General features: G+C 41.3%; 12 protein-coding genes and 1 other annotated feature. All 12 genes read right to left on the reverse strand.

The features are described 5' to 3' along the window. Positions 1–9: 9 nt before the first annotated feature. The 12 genes from A6J84_RS03855 to A6J84_RS03910 all read right to left on the reverse strand — a co-directional run bounded on the left by A6J84_RS03855 (position 10) and on the right by A6J84_RS03910 (position 14879). Entirely contained in the window at positions 10–1335 is a 1326-nt protein-coding gene (locus A6J84_RS03855) for a glycosyltransferase family 4 protein (RefSeq protein WP_095726072.1), read from the reverse strand. A gap of 8 nt (positions 1336–1343) precedes the next feature. Further along, on the reverse strand, positions 1344–2387 hold the full coding sequence (locus A6J84_RS03860; protein ID WP_025171818.1) for a glycosyltransferase family 4 protein: 1044 nt from the start codon (positions 2385–2387) through the stop codon (positions 1344–1346). 113 nt (positions 2388–2500) lie between these two features. Further along, on the reverse strand, positions 2501–2830 hold the full coding sequence (locus A6J84_RS03865) for a metal-sulfur cluster assembly factor (RefSeq protein ID WP_049489434.1): 330 nt from the start codon (positions 2828–2830) through the stop codon (positions 2501–2503). 14 nt (positions 2831–2844) lie between these two features. Beyond that, on the reverse strand, positions 2845–3954 hold the full coding sequence (rpoD, locus tag A6J84_RS03870) for an RNA polymerase sigma factor RpoD (protein ID WP_000201893.1): 1110 nt from the start codon (positions 3952–3954) through the stop codon (positions 2845–2847). Positions 3955–3956: 2 nt separating this feature from the next. Continuing rightward, positions 3957–5717 carry a DNA primase gene (dnaG, locus tag A6J84_RS03875; protein WP_038805102.1) on the reverse strand — a complete coding sequence of 587 codons (1761 nt, stop codon included), beginning with the start codon at positions 5715–5717 and terminating at the stop codon, positions 3957–3959. A gap of 196 nt (positions 5718–5913) precedes the next feature. Beyond that, on the reverse strand, positions 5914–6672 hold the full coding sequence (locus A6J84_RS03880; protein WP_000125419.1) for an ABC transporter ATP-binding protein: 759 nt from the start codon (positions 6670–6672) through the stop codon (positions 5914–5916). Continuing rightward, complete coding sequence (locus A6J84_RS03885; protein WP_038805101.1) at positions 6669–7535, reverse strand: ABC transporter permease; 867 nt, start codon at positions 7533–7535, stop codon at positions 6669–6671. Before A6J84_RS03885 ends, A6J84_RS03880 begins: the two co-directional genes overlap by 4 nt. A gap of 65 nt (positions 7536–7600) precedes the next feature. After that, the gene (gene trpX, locus A6J84_RS03890) at positions 7601–8596 is read right to left on the reverse strand and encodes a tryptophan ABC transporter substrate-binding protein (protein ID WP_049479003.1); all 996 of its coding nucleotides are present in this window, start codon (positions 8594–8596) and stop codon (positions 7601–7603) included. Positions 8597–8714: 118 nt separating this feature from the next. Next, positions 8715–8929, reverse strand: a binding site (T-box leader). A 96-nt stretch (positions 8930–9025) separates the two neighbouring features. Beyond that, positions 9026–11722 (reverse strand): phosphoenolpyruvate carboxylase, encoded by a 2697-nt coding sequence (ppc, locus tag A6J84_RS03895; RefSeq protein ID WP_000058167.1) that lies wholly within the window; start codon positions 11720–11722, stop codon positions 9026–9028. A 23-nt stretch (positions 11723–11745) separates the two neighbouring features. Continuing rightward, the gene (ftsW, locus tag A6J84_RS03900; RefSeq protein WP_000703343.1) at positions 11746–12969 is read right to left on the reverse strand and encodes a cell division peptidoglycan polymerase FtsW; all 1224 of its coding nucleotides are present in this window, start codon (positions 12967–12969) and stop codon (positions 11746–11748) included. A 187-nt stretch (positions 12970–13156) separates the two neighbouring features. Next, a complete protein-coding gene (gene prsA / locus A6J84_RS03905; protein WP_095726073.1) occupies positions 13157–14098 on the reverse strand; it encodes a peptidylprolyl isomerase PrsA in 942 nt (313 codons plus the stop codon). A 67-nt stretch (positions 14099–14165) separates the two neighbouring features. After that, positions 14166–14879 carry an O-methyltransferase gene (locus A6J84_RS03910; RefSeq protein WP_000230412.1) on the reverse strand — a complete coding sequence of 238 codons (714 nt, stop codon included), beginning with the start codon at positions 14877–14879 and terminating at the stop codon, positions 14166–14168. Between the last annotated feature and the right edge of the window lies 1 nt (position 14880).

Raw genomic sequence — 14880 nt, forward strand, 5'->3', positions numbered from 1 at the left:
CTTATTCTATTATTTGAATTCATCTTTCCAATAATCTCTGATGCTGGATAATTGCTTCCGAGAAGCCCGCAAAATACGCTTAGACTCTTTTACTGGGCTTGTAACAGCCTGTTGGGGTAGATATAAAATCGTTTTCAAAAAGCGCTGACTAACAGGTTTCCCATCATGTAATTCATGTTCAAAGTTATTTGAGATAATGGCATCGAGGTAAAACTCATGTACTCGTTTTCCAAAATTTTCAGCCGAAATTTCGTACAACTTATCCGCCAACTTTTGTTCAGACATATCCGGAGTAGCGATTAAGGCTTCAAGGACGGCCCCTGCTAACTCCTGTTCTCCATAGTAGAGGGTTCCAAACATTTTGTCACTGATCAGGTTATCAAGATAAGGATTGCCATGAGCAATGACGGGCGTTCCACTGGCTAAACTCTCTAGATAAGTTAATCCTTGGGTTTCACTAGTAGAGGCAGAGATGAAGAAATCTGCAGCCTTATAGTATAAAGCTGTCTCACTTGGAGCAATCATCCCTGTAAAAATCACATGTTTTTGCAGGTTTAATTTCACTGCTTGCTCTTTCAGACTGTCCAGATAAGGACCATCTCCAGCAACGACCAGCTTTACTTTATCTTCTTCTTTCAATACTTCAGCAAAAGCATCTAGAACTGCTTGGATATTCTTCTCGTAAGAAATACGCGAAAGGCTTAGTAGCATTTTCTCGTCTTCCTGAATACCTAACTTCGAACGAAGTTCTTGCAAGTTTTCCTCTTTAATCTCAGGTCGTTCAAACTTAGCTAGCTCAATTCCAGTTGGGATGACCCGCTTTTCAACCTTGACTTTGTATTTCGATAAAAGGTCACGAACAATCTCACTAGGGCAAATCACGCCATCTACATCATGAAGGAAGCCACGCACCAAATATTTTACCATACTCGGACGAATTAGCATGCCCTTAGCAATGTAATGCACATAGTCTTCATACTGAGTATGGTAGGTATGAATAACTGGAATTTTCAATTCTCTCGCAATCCAAATCCCTAACAAACCAAGCGAAAATTCTGTCTGGGTATGAATGATATCGAGTTGATACTGCTTGGCAATTTCAAGCGCCTTTGTAAAACCTCGGTAGGCAAATCGTCGATCCTTAAACGCAAAGAAAGGGACACTCGGAATGCGAATAATCTGCCAATCCTCGTATCGGTTCACGTCTTTATCAGTTGTTGTAAAGATAAAGACTGCATGTCCTTGCTTTTCAAGCTCCGTCTTCAAGGTCCGAATACTAGTCGCGACCCCAGAAACTTGAGGGAAATAGGTATCTGTAAATAAACCAATTCGCATAAATTACCTCACTTTTTGCCCAAAGCAGCCTGTTCTCGATAAAATTTTAACCAGATTTCCAACAAATGCTCCTCAGAGTACTCTTTGGAGATCTCGCGAGCTTTTTCTTTCAAGTCTTTTAAGGCTTCAGGGTCATTCTTGTATTCTAGGATTGCTTCTCTCATCTCGGAAACATCACTTGTAGCACGATAATTCCCATCAAGAATAACCTTATACAAATCCAAATCTCTTAACATAATAGGAGCCTCGCAACTAGCGGCCTCTAAGATAGTCATAGGGAATAATTCATTGTAACTTGGTAGCAAGAATAGATCCGCCATAGCGTAAAGCTCCCGCATCCGTTCCGGTGACACAATTCCAGGGAAAATAAGATTTTTGGGTGGATTGTCCATTATCTTCTTGTAGCGTTCATAACCATCTGTCATCCCACCAAATGAAAAACCACCTGCCCAGATAAAGGTAATTTCTGGCAATTCCTCAGCAAGACGGATAAAATCATCAATTCCTTTACGTTTCTGAACCTGACCCGCACCGATTACGACAAACTGATCTTCCGCAAGATCCATTTCCTTCCGGAGTTGTGCAACCTGTTCAGCTGGTAATGGATGCCATTTTTCTTTGTTTACAAAATTTGGAATATAAGTTACTTTTTCACGCGGAATACCAGCAGCCACTAAATCCTCGATAAACATGGGATTGACCACCACCAAATGTTCCATTCGGTTGTAAAAGGAAAAAACATAGCGTTTGACAATTCCTTTTAGGAAAAATGGAATCTTCAAACTCCCCTCAAGCGTATCAGGCAAAAAATGCACATAGCCAATTTTTCTCCCAGAGCGTTTCTTTTGGAAAGTAGATAAATAATAGGGGAAATCAATGGTATGAAAGTGAGTTACATCCGCCTCTACAGGAAGATTCTCTGTAACAATCAACTGGTCTTTGGCATCACGGTGAAGGAGGCTAACCAATTCTCGATAAGCTCCTGACACTCCTTGACCAGCTACTTTTTCACTTGAACTTAGCATATTAATACGCAATTTTTCGTTTTCCATACCTTTCATTATACCATTTTATTTCCAGAAAATCAGCAAAAGAAAGAAGAGACCAAAGGAAAAAGGATAAAATTACCTTATTTTCCAATCGTCTCTCACATTTTTCTTAGTCTTTATTTAATTCCTAGGGCGATACGTGCGTATCGGCTCATTTTTTCAACTGTCCAAGCTGGATACCAGACTAATTTAACTTCGGTATTAGTTACCTCAGGCACATCTGTCATCGCATCGTGTATCTGGTCTGTCAAAAGATCAGCCAATGGGCAGCCCATAGTTGTCAAGGTCATATCAATTTCAGTGTGACCCGTTTCACCATCAAATCGAATTTCATAAATCAAACCTAGGTTGACAATATCAATCCCCAACTCAGGGTCGATGACTTCTTCCAAAGCATTTAATATGCGTGTTTTGATCGTTCCAATTTGCTCTTCTGTATAAGCCATGTTCATCCTCACTCTTAGTCTTCAATAAAATCACGAAGGGGTTTGCTGCGACTTGGTTGACGTAGTTTTCTCAAAGCCTTGGCCTCGATCTGACGGATACGCTCACGAGTCACGTTAAAGACTTTACCAACATCTTCAAGGGTACGCATTTTCCCATCGTCTAGCCCGAAACGAAGGCGCAGAACGTTTTCTTCACGGTCTGTGAGAGTATCCAAAACCTCATCCAACTGCTCACGCAAAACGATACGAGTTGTGTAGTCTACTGGATTTTCAATAACTTCGTCTTCGATAAAGTCCCCAAGATGGCTATCGTCCTCTTCACCAATCGGTGTTTCAAGTGATACTGGTTCTTGAGCGATTTTCAAGATTTCACGCACCTTGTCAGGTGTCATATCCATACGCTCAGCGATTTGTTCAGGAGTTGGATCTTGACCCAATTCTTGAAGGAGATTCCGCTGTTCACGGACAAGCTTGTTAATGGTTTCTACCATGTGGACAGGGATACGAATGGTGCGGGCTTGGTCAGCGATAGCACGAGTGATTGCCTGACGAATCCACCAAGTTGCGTAAGTAGAAAACTTAAAACCTTTTGAATAGTCAAACTTGTCCACGGCCTTCATCAAGCCCATGTTTCCTTCTTGAATCAAATCAAGAAACTGCATACCACGACCTACGTATCGCTTAGCAATCGAAACCACCAAACGAAGGTTGGCTTCTGCAAGACGCTGTTTGGCTTCGATATCACCAGCTTCAACAGCTAGGGCCAATTCTTTTTCTTCTTCGTTGGTCAAGAGAGGAACGACCCCAATTTCCTTCAAATACATACGAACAGGATCATTCACCTTAGCAGAGGTTGAGCCAATCAAATCCTCATCACTGAGTTCTGGCTCTTCTTCTGTACTAAGGACACGTGCACTTGGATTCCCTTCGTTATCCGTGATAGAAATTCCAGCATCCTGAATCCGTTGCAAAAGGTCTTCAATCCCGTCTGCATCTAAAGTAAAAGGAATAACTAGACTTGAGTTGATTTCATCGTCTGTTGCTGTTCCTGTTTTTTTGTGGTTACGGATAAAGTCTGCTACTTGCACATCAAATGTAGTTACTTCTTTTTGTTTTGTTGCCATTATTACTCCATTCTTCTCTTTTGGGAAATCAATCGTTGCAATTCTTCCAAGGCTGTGTCTGTATCTCCTACATGACTAGCCTCCTGCACTTTCTTTTTAATCCTTAAATTGTCCTTGCTGAGGAGGGCACGGTTACGAGTTTCTTCGACTTCAGAAAGTTCTTGAGGCGACATCTCAGCTGGCAAATCTAGACCAAGAACATGGTACCAGGCATTTTCAACCTCAGGAGTCTGATGAGACAGTTCCTCTGATCCGATTTCTCCCTCTACACTTAATAATTCGTAAAGAATTTGAAATTCTGGGGTATCAAAGAAAAAATCTTCTCTTAATCGGTAGTCATTTAAAACAACTGGATTCTCAGCCATCCTATAAAGGAGATGAGCCTCTGCTCTCATAACTGCTGTCAGTTGCCGCGTCACAGGCAAACTAATCACTACTGGCGTAGGATGCTCCTTGACTCTCTCCTGCCTTTGAACAATCCGACTTTCATTTACAATCTGTTCTACTTGCTGATAATCAAAGGAAGGTAGGTTATCCGCCAGAATGTGGATATAAGAATTCTGGGCAGTGATAGACTTTTCTTTGGCGATTAAGGGCGCAATCTTTTCAATGAATTCGATTTGCGCTTGCAAGTTATCACTATTCTCAGGTTTGAGTTGGTGAATATAGAACTCTATGGGACTAATCCGAGTCTTGGTTAAAAGGTAAGCCAGGTCTTCAGCAGAATTCTTTTGCAAATACTCATCTGGGTCCATGGCATCAGGTACTCGAACAACCTCAACTGAGAAGTCTTTTAACTCCTCTAGAGCCTTGGCTGTTGCTGCCTGCCCTGCCTTGTCGCCATCATAGCTGAGAACAATTTTTTTGGTAAAGCGTTTGAGGTGGTCAACATGCTCCTTGCTTAAGGCTGTTCCCATGGAAGCTACAGCATTTTCTATACCAGCACGGTAGGCTGCGATCACATCCATGAAGCCTTCCATCAGATAGAGCTCTGTAATCTTACCTGTTCCCTTTTTTGCCTTGTCCAAATGGTACAATTCGTAACTCTTGTTAAAAATTGCAGTCGAGCGACTATTTTTATATTTGGCAGTCTGACTGTCAGTTTCTTGCCAGATACGACCTGAAAATGCAATGACCTGTCCCTTGTCATTGGTCAAAGGAAAGATGATCCGTCCAAAAAAAGTATCATAAAACTGATTGCCATCTGACAGGTAAAACAGGCCAGAATCCAATAAATCCTTTTCCTCAAACTTGTCAGCCAAACGTTGATAGAGATAGGTTCTCTCTGCTGGAGCTAGTCCAATCTGGAAGTGCTTCAGAACATCGTCTGTCAATCCGCGTTTGTAGAGATAAGCCCTTGCTTCTTCTCCCATCTTTGTCGTCATGAGGATGGCATGGTAAAAGCGTGCAGCTTCTTCATGCATATCATATAGAGCTTGATGGGGGGAAGCTTGTTGAGGACGAGACTGGACAGGCATAGCCAGTTGAATACCGACGCGCTCTCCTAAGAGCTGAACGGCTTCCATAAAGGACACGCCTTGGTATTCTTCGATAAACTTAAAGACATCTCCTGAACGCCCACATCCAAAACAGTGATAAAACTGCTTGTCTTCCACAACGTTGAAAGAGGGGGTCTTTTCACCATGAAAAGGACAGAGCCCTAAATAGTTCCGTCCAGCCTTCTGTAAAGAAATCACATCACCTATGACTTCCACAATGTTGGCATTGTTTTTGATTTCTTCAATGACTTGCTTGTCAACCATACACAATACCTCCATCTTATCATAGTTTCACGTAAACTAGTATAGCTTATTTCTGAAAAAAAGTAAACCATTTCATACGCTTTCCGTAATTCTCTTTGCCTTATTTTTCCAGATAGAAAGAGGAGATAAAAAACTCAGAAACACTTTCATGTTTCTAAGTTAATTTTCACTATTTTTTGATGATTATTTAACTCACCTATTCAAATAATTGATAGTAGTCTGAGATTTTCATCTTAGCTTTTTCTTCTTTATTGAGGTCTTGGATAATACGACCTTCCTTCATGACTATCAGACGATTTCCATACTTCAGTGCATCCTCCATATGGTGGGTAATCATCAAGGCTGTTAGATGATCCTTGCTGACAAAGTCATCTGTTAACTCCATCAAGGCAACACTTGTTTTTGGGTCAAGAGCTGCTGTGTGTTCATCCAACAAGAGCAACTCTGGTCGCTTCAAGGTTGCCATCAAGAGACTCAAGGCCTGGCGTTGACCACCTGATAGAAACTCAATCGGAGTATCTAGATGTTTCTCAAGCCCATTTCCCACTTTTTCAATGGTAGCCTGAAACTCTTCCCGATGACTTGATAGCCTTCTAGGCAGGAGTCCTCTCTTCTCACCACGAAACTTGGCAATTAAGAGATTTTCCGCCACCGTCATACGGGGAGCCGTACCCATCTTAGGATCCTGAAAAACACGAGACAAGTACTTAGCCCGCTTTTCAGGTGAAAAATGCGTCACATCCTCGCCCATGATACGGATACTTCCACTTGTTAAGGGCAAGGTACCTGCAATAGTGTTAAAAAGCGTTGACTTCCCTGCTCCATTTCCACCTAGGATAGTAATGAAATCATGTTCAAAAATTTCAAGAGAAACATCATTCAGAATGATTTTTTCCTCGTCAAAGCCATTCGTGATGACTTTGGTGGCATTTTTTAATTCTACAATTGCTGTCATCTGCTAAACTTGACTCCTTTCAGGTATTTGCTTTTGAAGGTTGGAATCATGAGGCAAACTGCCAAAATCAAGGCGCTGTACAAACGAAGATAACTTGTATTAAACCCAAGAGCAATCACTCCCCAAACGAGGAACTGATAAGCAATAGACCCTACAACGATGGTCATGAGTCGCTCTGCCAAAGTCAAACTCTTGAACAAAACCTCACCAATAATCAAGCTAGCAAGCCCTACGACAATCACGCCAATTCCTCGAGAAACATCCGCGTATCCTTCTTGTTGAGCAATTAAGGCTCCTGCAAGCGCGATAATCCCATTTGAGAGAACCAAACCCATAAGTTCCATACGACCCGTATTGATACCAAAGCTACGAGCCATATCGGGATTGTCACCTGTAGCGATGTAGGCCTGACCTAGTTTGGTATCAAGGAAAAAGAGCATAAGGCCAATAACAAGAGCTACAAAGATTAATCCAGTCAGGAGTTGGTTAAGATCTGAATCGAAAGGCAAGACATCCTGTATTTGTTTAGTTCCAAGAAGCCCCAGATTGGCACGCCCCATAATCATGAGCATGATGGAATGGCAGGAAGTCATGACCAGAATCCCTGATAAGAGGGTTGGGATTTTTCCTTTGGTATATAAGAGTCCCGTCGCCATTCCAGCTAGACAGCCCGCTCCTACTGCAGCTAAGGTCGCTAAGAATGGATTGACTCCCTGTGTTATCAAGGTTACAGCTACTGCTCCCCCTAGAGGAAAAGAACCTTCAGTAGTCATATCTGGAAAATTCAAAATTCGAAAAGTCATAAAGATTCCCAAACCTAGAATCGCCCAGACCATCCCCTGTGAAATAATGGATACTATCATAATCTTTCACTCATTTCTTTCTTTAGTAAAAATGGGAGGAGATGTGTCCAGCTCCTCCTTTATCTTTATTCAATCACTTGTCCTGCTTCTTTTAGAACGGACTCAGGAATGGTGATACCAAGTTCCTGCGCTAGTTTTTTGTTAATCACTGACTTACCAGTTGAAAAGACATTAACTGGCGTATCAGCTGGTTTTTCACCTTTCAATACTTTGGCAATCATCTTACCAGTAGCCACTCCAAGATCGTGTTGGTCAACTACTACAGATGCTAATCCACCTGCTTCTACCATGGCAGTGGCACTTGGATAGATTGGCTTTTTAGCTGTTTGGTTGCTTGAAACAACTGTTGAAAATGCGGATGCGATGGTGTTATCAATTGGAACCCAAATCGCATCGACCTTGCTGGTCATAACATTGACTGTTGAAGCAATTTCATTGGTTGATGGAACGGCAAATGTTTCGACTGTCAAACCTGCTTTTTCAGCATAAGCCTTGAATTCTTCAACTTGTGATTTTGAGTTATCTTCACTGCTTGAGTAGAGAGCTCCGATCGTTTTGACATTTGGTGTGAGGGTTTTAATCAACTCTACTTGCTGTTCAGCTGGGTTATGGTCTGACACCCCTGTGATGTTGCCACCTGGTTTTTTCAAATCTTTGACCAAGTTAGCACCGATTGGGTCTGTAATAGCAGCCATGATAACAGGTAGGTCTTTTGTAGCACTAGCAAGTCCTTGAGCAGCTGGTGTTGCGATCCCAACAACAACATCGTTTCCATTAGCAACCAATTGTTTACTCATGGTTGCAACCTTGCTCTGATCGCCTTCAGAGTTCATAAAGTCGATTTTTACCTGGTCGTCCTTATAGCCTTCTTCAGCTAGTCCATCTTGAATTCCTTGGTAAATCAAGTCCAAGGATGGGTGACTAACAAATTGAAGGACACCAACCTTAGCGACCTTTTGCTCTTCCTTAGCTGCTGGTTTGTTCATTGATGAATAAATCAAGCTAGCCACCACCAATACTGCTAATCCAGCGACAATTCCAATCAAACGTTTATTTTTCATTTTTCTTTCTCCTTAATTCTTTTACCTTAACTTTTTAAATCACATCATCAAGCGATGCCATCGTTTAAATTCCAATATCTTTCCTCCCCATAGAAAAAGTCCTCACACAAAAAACTTGTGTGAGGACGTCGATGCGCGGTGCCACCTCAATTATAGGAATATTCCTATCGCTCTTTCTCGCAATAACGAGTTGCACTGTAAGGTGTGCTCACCGAATTTTTATGATTTCAAATTCTTAAGTACATTCAGCCCAATTTCATCACTTTCATCTATCTGCTTTCACCAACCACAGACTCTCTAAAAAATGAGCAAGATTACTTTCTGAATGTTTAAATTATATCATTTTTCAACTACTTGTCAAGCTTATTTTTAGAATTTTTTAAACAATTCAAAAACTTCCCCTTGAAAAAAGAGGAAGTTTGTAGAATATCAGCCTGAATTACGCAAACCAGTTGCAATTCCGTTGATAGTTGTATGGATCAGTTTTTCTTCGTCTGCCGACAATTCTCCGCGACGTTGACGTTTGATCAACTCCAACTGGATGTAGTTAAGGATATTAAAGTAAGGCATACGATAGTTTAGACTGTCTTTTAGGTAAGAGTTTTCTGCCAAGAGTTCGTCATAACCTTCGATAGCTAAAATAACGTCCTTAGTCAACTGCCATTCATCTAAAATAGTGTAGTAGATAGCTTGTACTTCTTCGTCTTCACAGAGCTTGGCATATTCAAAAGCAATATTCATATTAGACTTAGACAAGACCATGTCCACATTGGAAAGCAAAGATTGGAAGAAAGGCCAGTTTTGGTACATATCACGAAGGAACTCGATATTCTTTGGATCTTGATCTATAAACTCTTTAAAGCTGGATCCTACTCCATACCATCCAGGAAACATGACACGGCTTTGTGACCATGAGAAGACCCAAGGAATGGCACGCAAACCACCAATTTCAGTGATGGTCTTACGAGCTGCTGGACGCGAACCGATATTGAAGCTTGAAATAGCTTTGATTGGACTTGATTCAAAGAAATAGTCATAGAAATGTTCATTTCCAAAGACCAAATCACGGTAGATATCATAACTACGGTCCACTACTTGATCCATGATAGCTTCGTAACGATTTGACGTATTGATATCACTCTTCTTCTTGGTAATCATGCGGTTAATGGCTGCAGAAACCAACATTTCAAGGTTATAATAAGCAGCGTCTTTGTTTCCGTATTTATTTCCAATGACTTCTCCTTGCTCAGTCAGACGGATACGGTCCTTAATAGACTTGAGCGGTTGAGATGTGATGGCTTCATAAGTTGGTCCACCACCACGACCCACAGTACCACCACGACCGTGGAAGAAAGTGACCTTAACGCCAAATTCATCACCGATAGCAGTTAGTTGTTGTTGCGCCTTGTAGAGAGTCCAACATGAGGACAGGTAACCACCATCCTTGTTACTATCAGAGTAGCCAAGCATGATTTCTTGGTAGTTGTCTTTTGAAGCAATCCATTTTTTAGCCAAAGGAAGAGAGAAATATCTTCTCATGGTTTCTTCCGAGTGATCCAAGTCTTCAATCGTTTCAAAGAGGGGAACAATCTGAACTCGTGCTTTTTGGGAATCAACCAAGCCTACTTCCTTGAGCATGATTGCTAGCTCTAGCATATCTGATACACTGGTTGCATGTGAGATAATGGTTTGACGAATGACATTTTCACCCAGTTTATCCTTCAACTTGCGGGCAGCTTTAAAGATAGACAGTTCCTTCTCAAGAAGTTCTGACTTTTCAGCATGAGTGGCTGAGAGGATACGAGGATCTTCTTCCAACTCTTTTAAGAGAAGGCTACATTTTTCGTCTTCAGACAGATCGCTATAGTGATCGTTGATACCAGCTGATGCTAACAATTCAGCCACACAGGCTTCGTGAACGCTAGAATCCTGGCGCATGTCAATAGAGGCAAGGTAGAAGCCAAAGATTTCGACAGCTTGCATCAACTCGACAAATTCTCCAGAAATCAGGTATTCCCCTTTGTTTTCAAGGAGAGAGTCCCGAATGGCCAACAAATCTTGATAAAATTCATCTGCAGTGGCATATCTAGGCTGAAGTTCCTTGTCTTCAATGAGATAAGCCTTAGTTGCCTGCATCTTAGCTTGAATGTCAAAAAGAGCACGACGATAGAGTTCTTTTTCACGGTAAATGGAGTTATCTTGTGACTTCAGCGCCATCTCACGAACCTTGTCGCTGACATTCACGATGCTGGTTGACAGTGAAAATTCACGATAAAGATTATAAATCTTTTCATCATAGTAGTTCATGATGACTTCACACTGAGTCAAGGCTGATTTATTGAGGGTTTCCGCTGTTACGAAAGGATTTCCATCACGGTCTCCTCCGATCCACATCCCCATGGTAATCGGTTTTGGATGTTGGAGATCGATACCTTGTTCTTTTGCCATTTTTTTATACTCAGCTGTCAAACGTGGAACAGCATTCAGGAAAGAACTTTGGTAGTACTCCATCACGTTGGTGATTTCGTTGGTTACTTTCAATTTCTTCTCACGAATCATGTCCGTTTGCATGATAATTTCAATGTAACGACGGAGATCTGTGTGCCATTTTTCTTTATTAATCAAGCCGAGTTTGACATCACGGTACTTGCGCAAGAGCGTATGGATATGGTTGGTCAAATCCAGCATACTCTTGCGTTGTACTTGCGTTGGATGGGCGGTCAAGACAGGAACGACATTTAACTTTTCTAAAATTTCGGCTGCATTTTCTTTTTCAGCTACCATCTTAATCGTTGTAGATAGTTTTCCTAGATAGTCTTGGTCCACATTGTTTTGGTGATTGATTTCATAGGCCAAATCCACATCCTCAGAGATATTAATCAAAAGTGGAAGGATAGAGAAATAGCGTGAAATGTAAATCATTTCTTCATTCGAAAGACTGGTCACTAGGTCATTGAGCCCTTGATAATTCTCGCTAGTTGATAATTCCTTCAACTGGATAATCTTTTCAAAGGTTTCTGGCGCCAGCATATTTTTTGTGATATCTTCTAATAGCTCAGTCAGAATCAAGACTTCTTCTTGGACGACTGCTTTATTACTATAGTTTTCTAATTTTTGAAGAGACATATACTTTCCTTTCCATACAATCCTTACAGACTTTCATCGGTTTGATTCTCGTATTCTCTGATAAGCTTGGCACGTTTTTCACTGGCATCAATGTTCAGTACAAGCGCGATGGCTACGGATAATACCAGTAGACTGTTCCCACCTTGTGAAAGGAAGGGGAAGGTTACCCCTGTAGAAGGAATCAACCCTGAAATCCCACCGATATTGACAAAGACCTGAACAAGGATCATCCCTCCGACACCAATAGCAACCATGGAGTTAAAGGGATCCTTTGCTCGAATACCAACCAAGATGATTCGCAAAATCAAGAAGAAGAGTAAAGCCAAAATCATACTAGCTCCTACGAATCCAAACTCCTCGATGACAATCGAAAAGACAAAATCCGTATGGGCTTCTGGCAGATAACCACGCTTCTCGATAGAATTCCCCAGTCCCAGTCCAAACCAGCCACCATTTACCATTGCATAGTAGGAATTTGCGAGCTGGTGTCCTGCACCTGCCAAGTCATTAAAGGGATTAAAGAAGGCACTAAAACGTTTAGCAACGTAACCAAATACAGGAATTTGAGAGAACTTTTCAACCCCAACAAAGCGAATGACAGACAAGACTAACATTGAGCTCCCTGCCAAGAGAGCCAAAATGGTCGAGAACCAACGATAGGCGATCCCACTAACCGTATACATGATGAGCGCCACCAAGACCAAGATGGTCGCATTTCCCAAGTCTGGGAAAATTCCCAAGCTACCAATCAGAACTAGCAGAACAAAACGCCAGTCGTTAAAAGCTCGAGGTAGCCACTGATTCTGTGTCAAAACCTGGAAGTCATAAACCGCAATCTCATCTTGTTGTTTTGAAAATCGATGTGCCAGGTACCAGATGATGATAATCTTAAGGTACTCTGCAGGCTGAATCGTTACAGGTCCTACAGAAATCCATCCGTATGCTCCATTGACAGGTGTCCCGACCAGTCGCGCCAGAGCTAAAAGAACCATCTCCACAATCATTACGATAAAGATGAGACGCCCATTTCTTAGGAAACCTAATTTTAATTTATAGATTAAGGCAATCAAAATCAAACTAGCTATCCAGAAGATCCCCTGGTTACGCACCAATTGAAAGGCGCTTTTCCCTTCTTCGATCAAGGTTGCACTCGTTGTCGAGTACACCACAATCAGTCCCAAAATCGATAAAAGGAAATAAGGAATCAAAATGGAATAGTTTAGTAGGTGCCTTTTACTAATTTTCATATTTCACCACTCTAATAGGAACAGACGCTTCTGTTCCCAATTCCGTTTTATTTTCTAGTTTTGATTGCTATTATACCACTTTTTCAGAAAGAAAAAAACTCTTATCCTTTAATCCTTCGAATTTTACTCATTTTCTAGTATCAGGTATAAAAAAACAAATCTCTTTTGAGATTTGTTTTTTGCTTACTTAGTTAGATGAAGAACTGCTGCTTGAGCTTGAGTCACCACCACCGATGTATTGGGTGAAGATGTTTTGGAAGGCTTGGTCTTTAACCTTGATGTTTGCTGCTTGCAATTCTTTACCAATTACTCCTTGAACAAAAGCTGAATCATTTTGTTTTTGAGTCAAGATGATAGTCTTCAATTTTTCTTTGTAATCCTCTATATTAGAAGATTTTTCTGTTTTCTTCGTTACTTTGATGATGTAGAACTGACTGCTATAGGCTTGTGTTCCAGTAGCTGTAATCACATCAGAAACCCCGTTCACATCCAAGGCAAAGGCTGCTTTCTTGACTTGTTCTGGAAGTTCTGTTGAAGCAGAGTCAAAAGTGATTTCTCCACCATTTTCTTTTGTTTTATCGTCATTAGAGTTGTCTTTTGCCAACTGAGCAAAATCTGCATCTTCTGCTTTAGCTTTCTCAAGTACTTCTTTTGCCTTGTCTTCATTATCCAAACGGATGATTTGAGCTGTTACATCTGGTGTGTAAGACTCAAAAGCTTTTTGGTAGGCTTCGTCTGTCAACTCACTCTCAGCAGCCTTTTTAACTGCTAATTCAACCAATTTGCTAGTGCGGATTTGAGCTTTACGAGTCTCAGGTGTCATACCTGCACGTTGAAGCACGCTGTTGTAGCTATCGCCGTATTTCTTTTGTTCTTCAGCAACAGCATCATCCACATCTTTATCCGTTACTTCTGATCCATATTGTTGTTCAAATACTTTTTGGATGGTCATATTGAGCAAGACTTGTTGTGCAGTTGGATTGTTCTTTACTTCTTCAAAGAATTGATGCTCTGTAATCACATCGCCCTTCATGCTGATCAAATCTTTTCCTTCAGAACTGTTTGAACAAGCTGCAAGTGTTGCTACTGATAAAAGTGTGATGGCTCCTGCCATAAGTTTTTTCTTCATTTTTACTCCTTTTACGGTAAGTGTTACCTTATCTATTTTACTATAATTTCTTAAATTTTTCTGAAAATCATTCGCTCTCAGGAAGCTCTACTTCTGCTAGATTCTTTCGTAACATGAGAATGCCGTCTCCAAGCGGAACTAGAGTTGCTGTTAGACCTGGATTGTCCAACGTTGCGTCGAAAAGTCTTTGCAAACCACGGTAAATGGTGCGTTGACCTCGGCGGACTTCCATGATGTCCTTGGCAACATCTCCTCCTTGGAAAATATCATCCAAGACCACTACTCCACCAACTTCCAAGTGCTTGAGGATTTCAGGCAGAAAGACGATGTACTTGGACTTGGCCGAATCCATAAAGACAAAGTCATAAGTTTCTGTCAAACTGGATAAAACATCGACTGCATCTCCCTCTAAAAGAGTGATTTGCTGACGACTGTCAAACTGGGCAAAGTTTTCCTTGGCAAAGCCTATCATTTCTGGATTACGATCAATCGTTGTAATCTTGGCATCTGGCGCATGTTCCGCCATCAGGAGGGCAGAAAAGCCAATTGCCGTTCCAATCTCCAAAATGTTCTTAGGTTGCATAGTTTCCATAAGAAAACGGAAGTAGGCAACTGTTTCATGGGGAATGATGGGAATGTTCTCCTTGCGAGCAAAGGTCTCCAATTCTTTCAAAGAACCTGTCACCTGCTTTTGACGCTGCCGCATGAGTTCTACGATTTCTTCTTTAACGACGGGACGTCGCATATTGTGATTGGCATTTTTACTATAAGACTCTACCATC

This window comes from Streptococcus sp. FDAARGOS_256, assembly GCF_002289235.2.
GTDB lineage: Bacteria > Bacillota > Bacilli > Lactobacillales > Streptococcaceae > Streptococcus.

Excerpts from the sequence above, each read along its gene's own strand:
- A6J84_RS03855 (WP_095726072.1), bottom strand. The coding sequence starts at position 1,335 with ATGCGAATTGGTTTATTTACAGATACCTATTTCCCTCAAGTTTCTGGG.
- A6J84_RS03860 (WP_025171818.1), bottom strand. The coding sequence starts at position 2,387 with ATGGAAAACGAAAAATTGCGTATTAATATGCTAAGTTCAAGTGAAAAA.
- A6J84_RS03865 (WP_049489434.1), bottom strand. The coding sequence starts at position 2,830 with ATGGCTTATACAGAAGAGCAAATTGGAACGATCAAAACACGCATATTA.
- rpoD (WP_000201893.1), bottom strand. The coding sequence starts at position 3,954 with ATGGCAACAAAACAAAAAGAAGTAACTACATTTGATGTGCAAGTAGCA.
- dnaG (WP_038805102.1), bottom strand. The coding sequence starts at position 5,717 with ATGGTTGACAAGCAAGTCATTGAAGAAATCAAAAACAATGCCAACATT.
- A6J84_RS03880 (WP_000125419.1), bottom strand. The coding sequence starts at position 6,672 with ATGACAGCAATTGTAGAATTAAAAAATGCCACCAAAGTCATCACGAAT.
- A6J84_RS03885 (WP_038805101.1), bottom strand. The coding sequence starts at position 7,535 with ATGATAGTATCCATTATTTCACAGGGGATGGTCTGGGCGATTCTAGGT.
- trpX (WP_049479003.1), bottom strand. The coding sequence starts at position 8,596 with ATGAAAAATAAACGTTTGATTGGAATTGTCGCTGGATTAGCAGTATTG.
- ppc (WP_000058167.1), bottom strand. The coding sequence starts at position 11,722 with ATGTCTCTTCAAAAATTAGAAAACTATAGTAATAAAGCAGTCGTCCAA.
- ftsW (WP_000703343.1), bottom strand. The coding sequence starts at position 12,969 with ATGAAAATTAGTAAAAGGCACCTACTAAACTATTCCATTTTGATTCCT.
- prsA (WP_095726073.1), bottom strand. The coding sequence starts at position 14,098 with ATGAAGAAAAAACTTATGGCAGGAGCCATCACACTTTTATCAGTAGCA.
- A6J84_RS03910 (WP_000230412.1), bottom strand. The coding sequence starts at position 14,879 with ATGGTAGAGTCTTATAGTAAAAATGCCAATCACAATATGCGACGTCCC.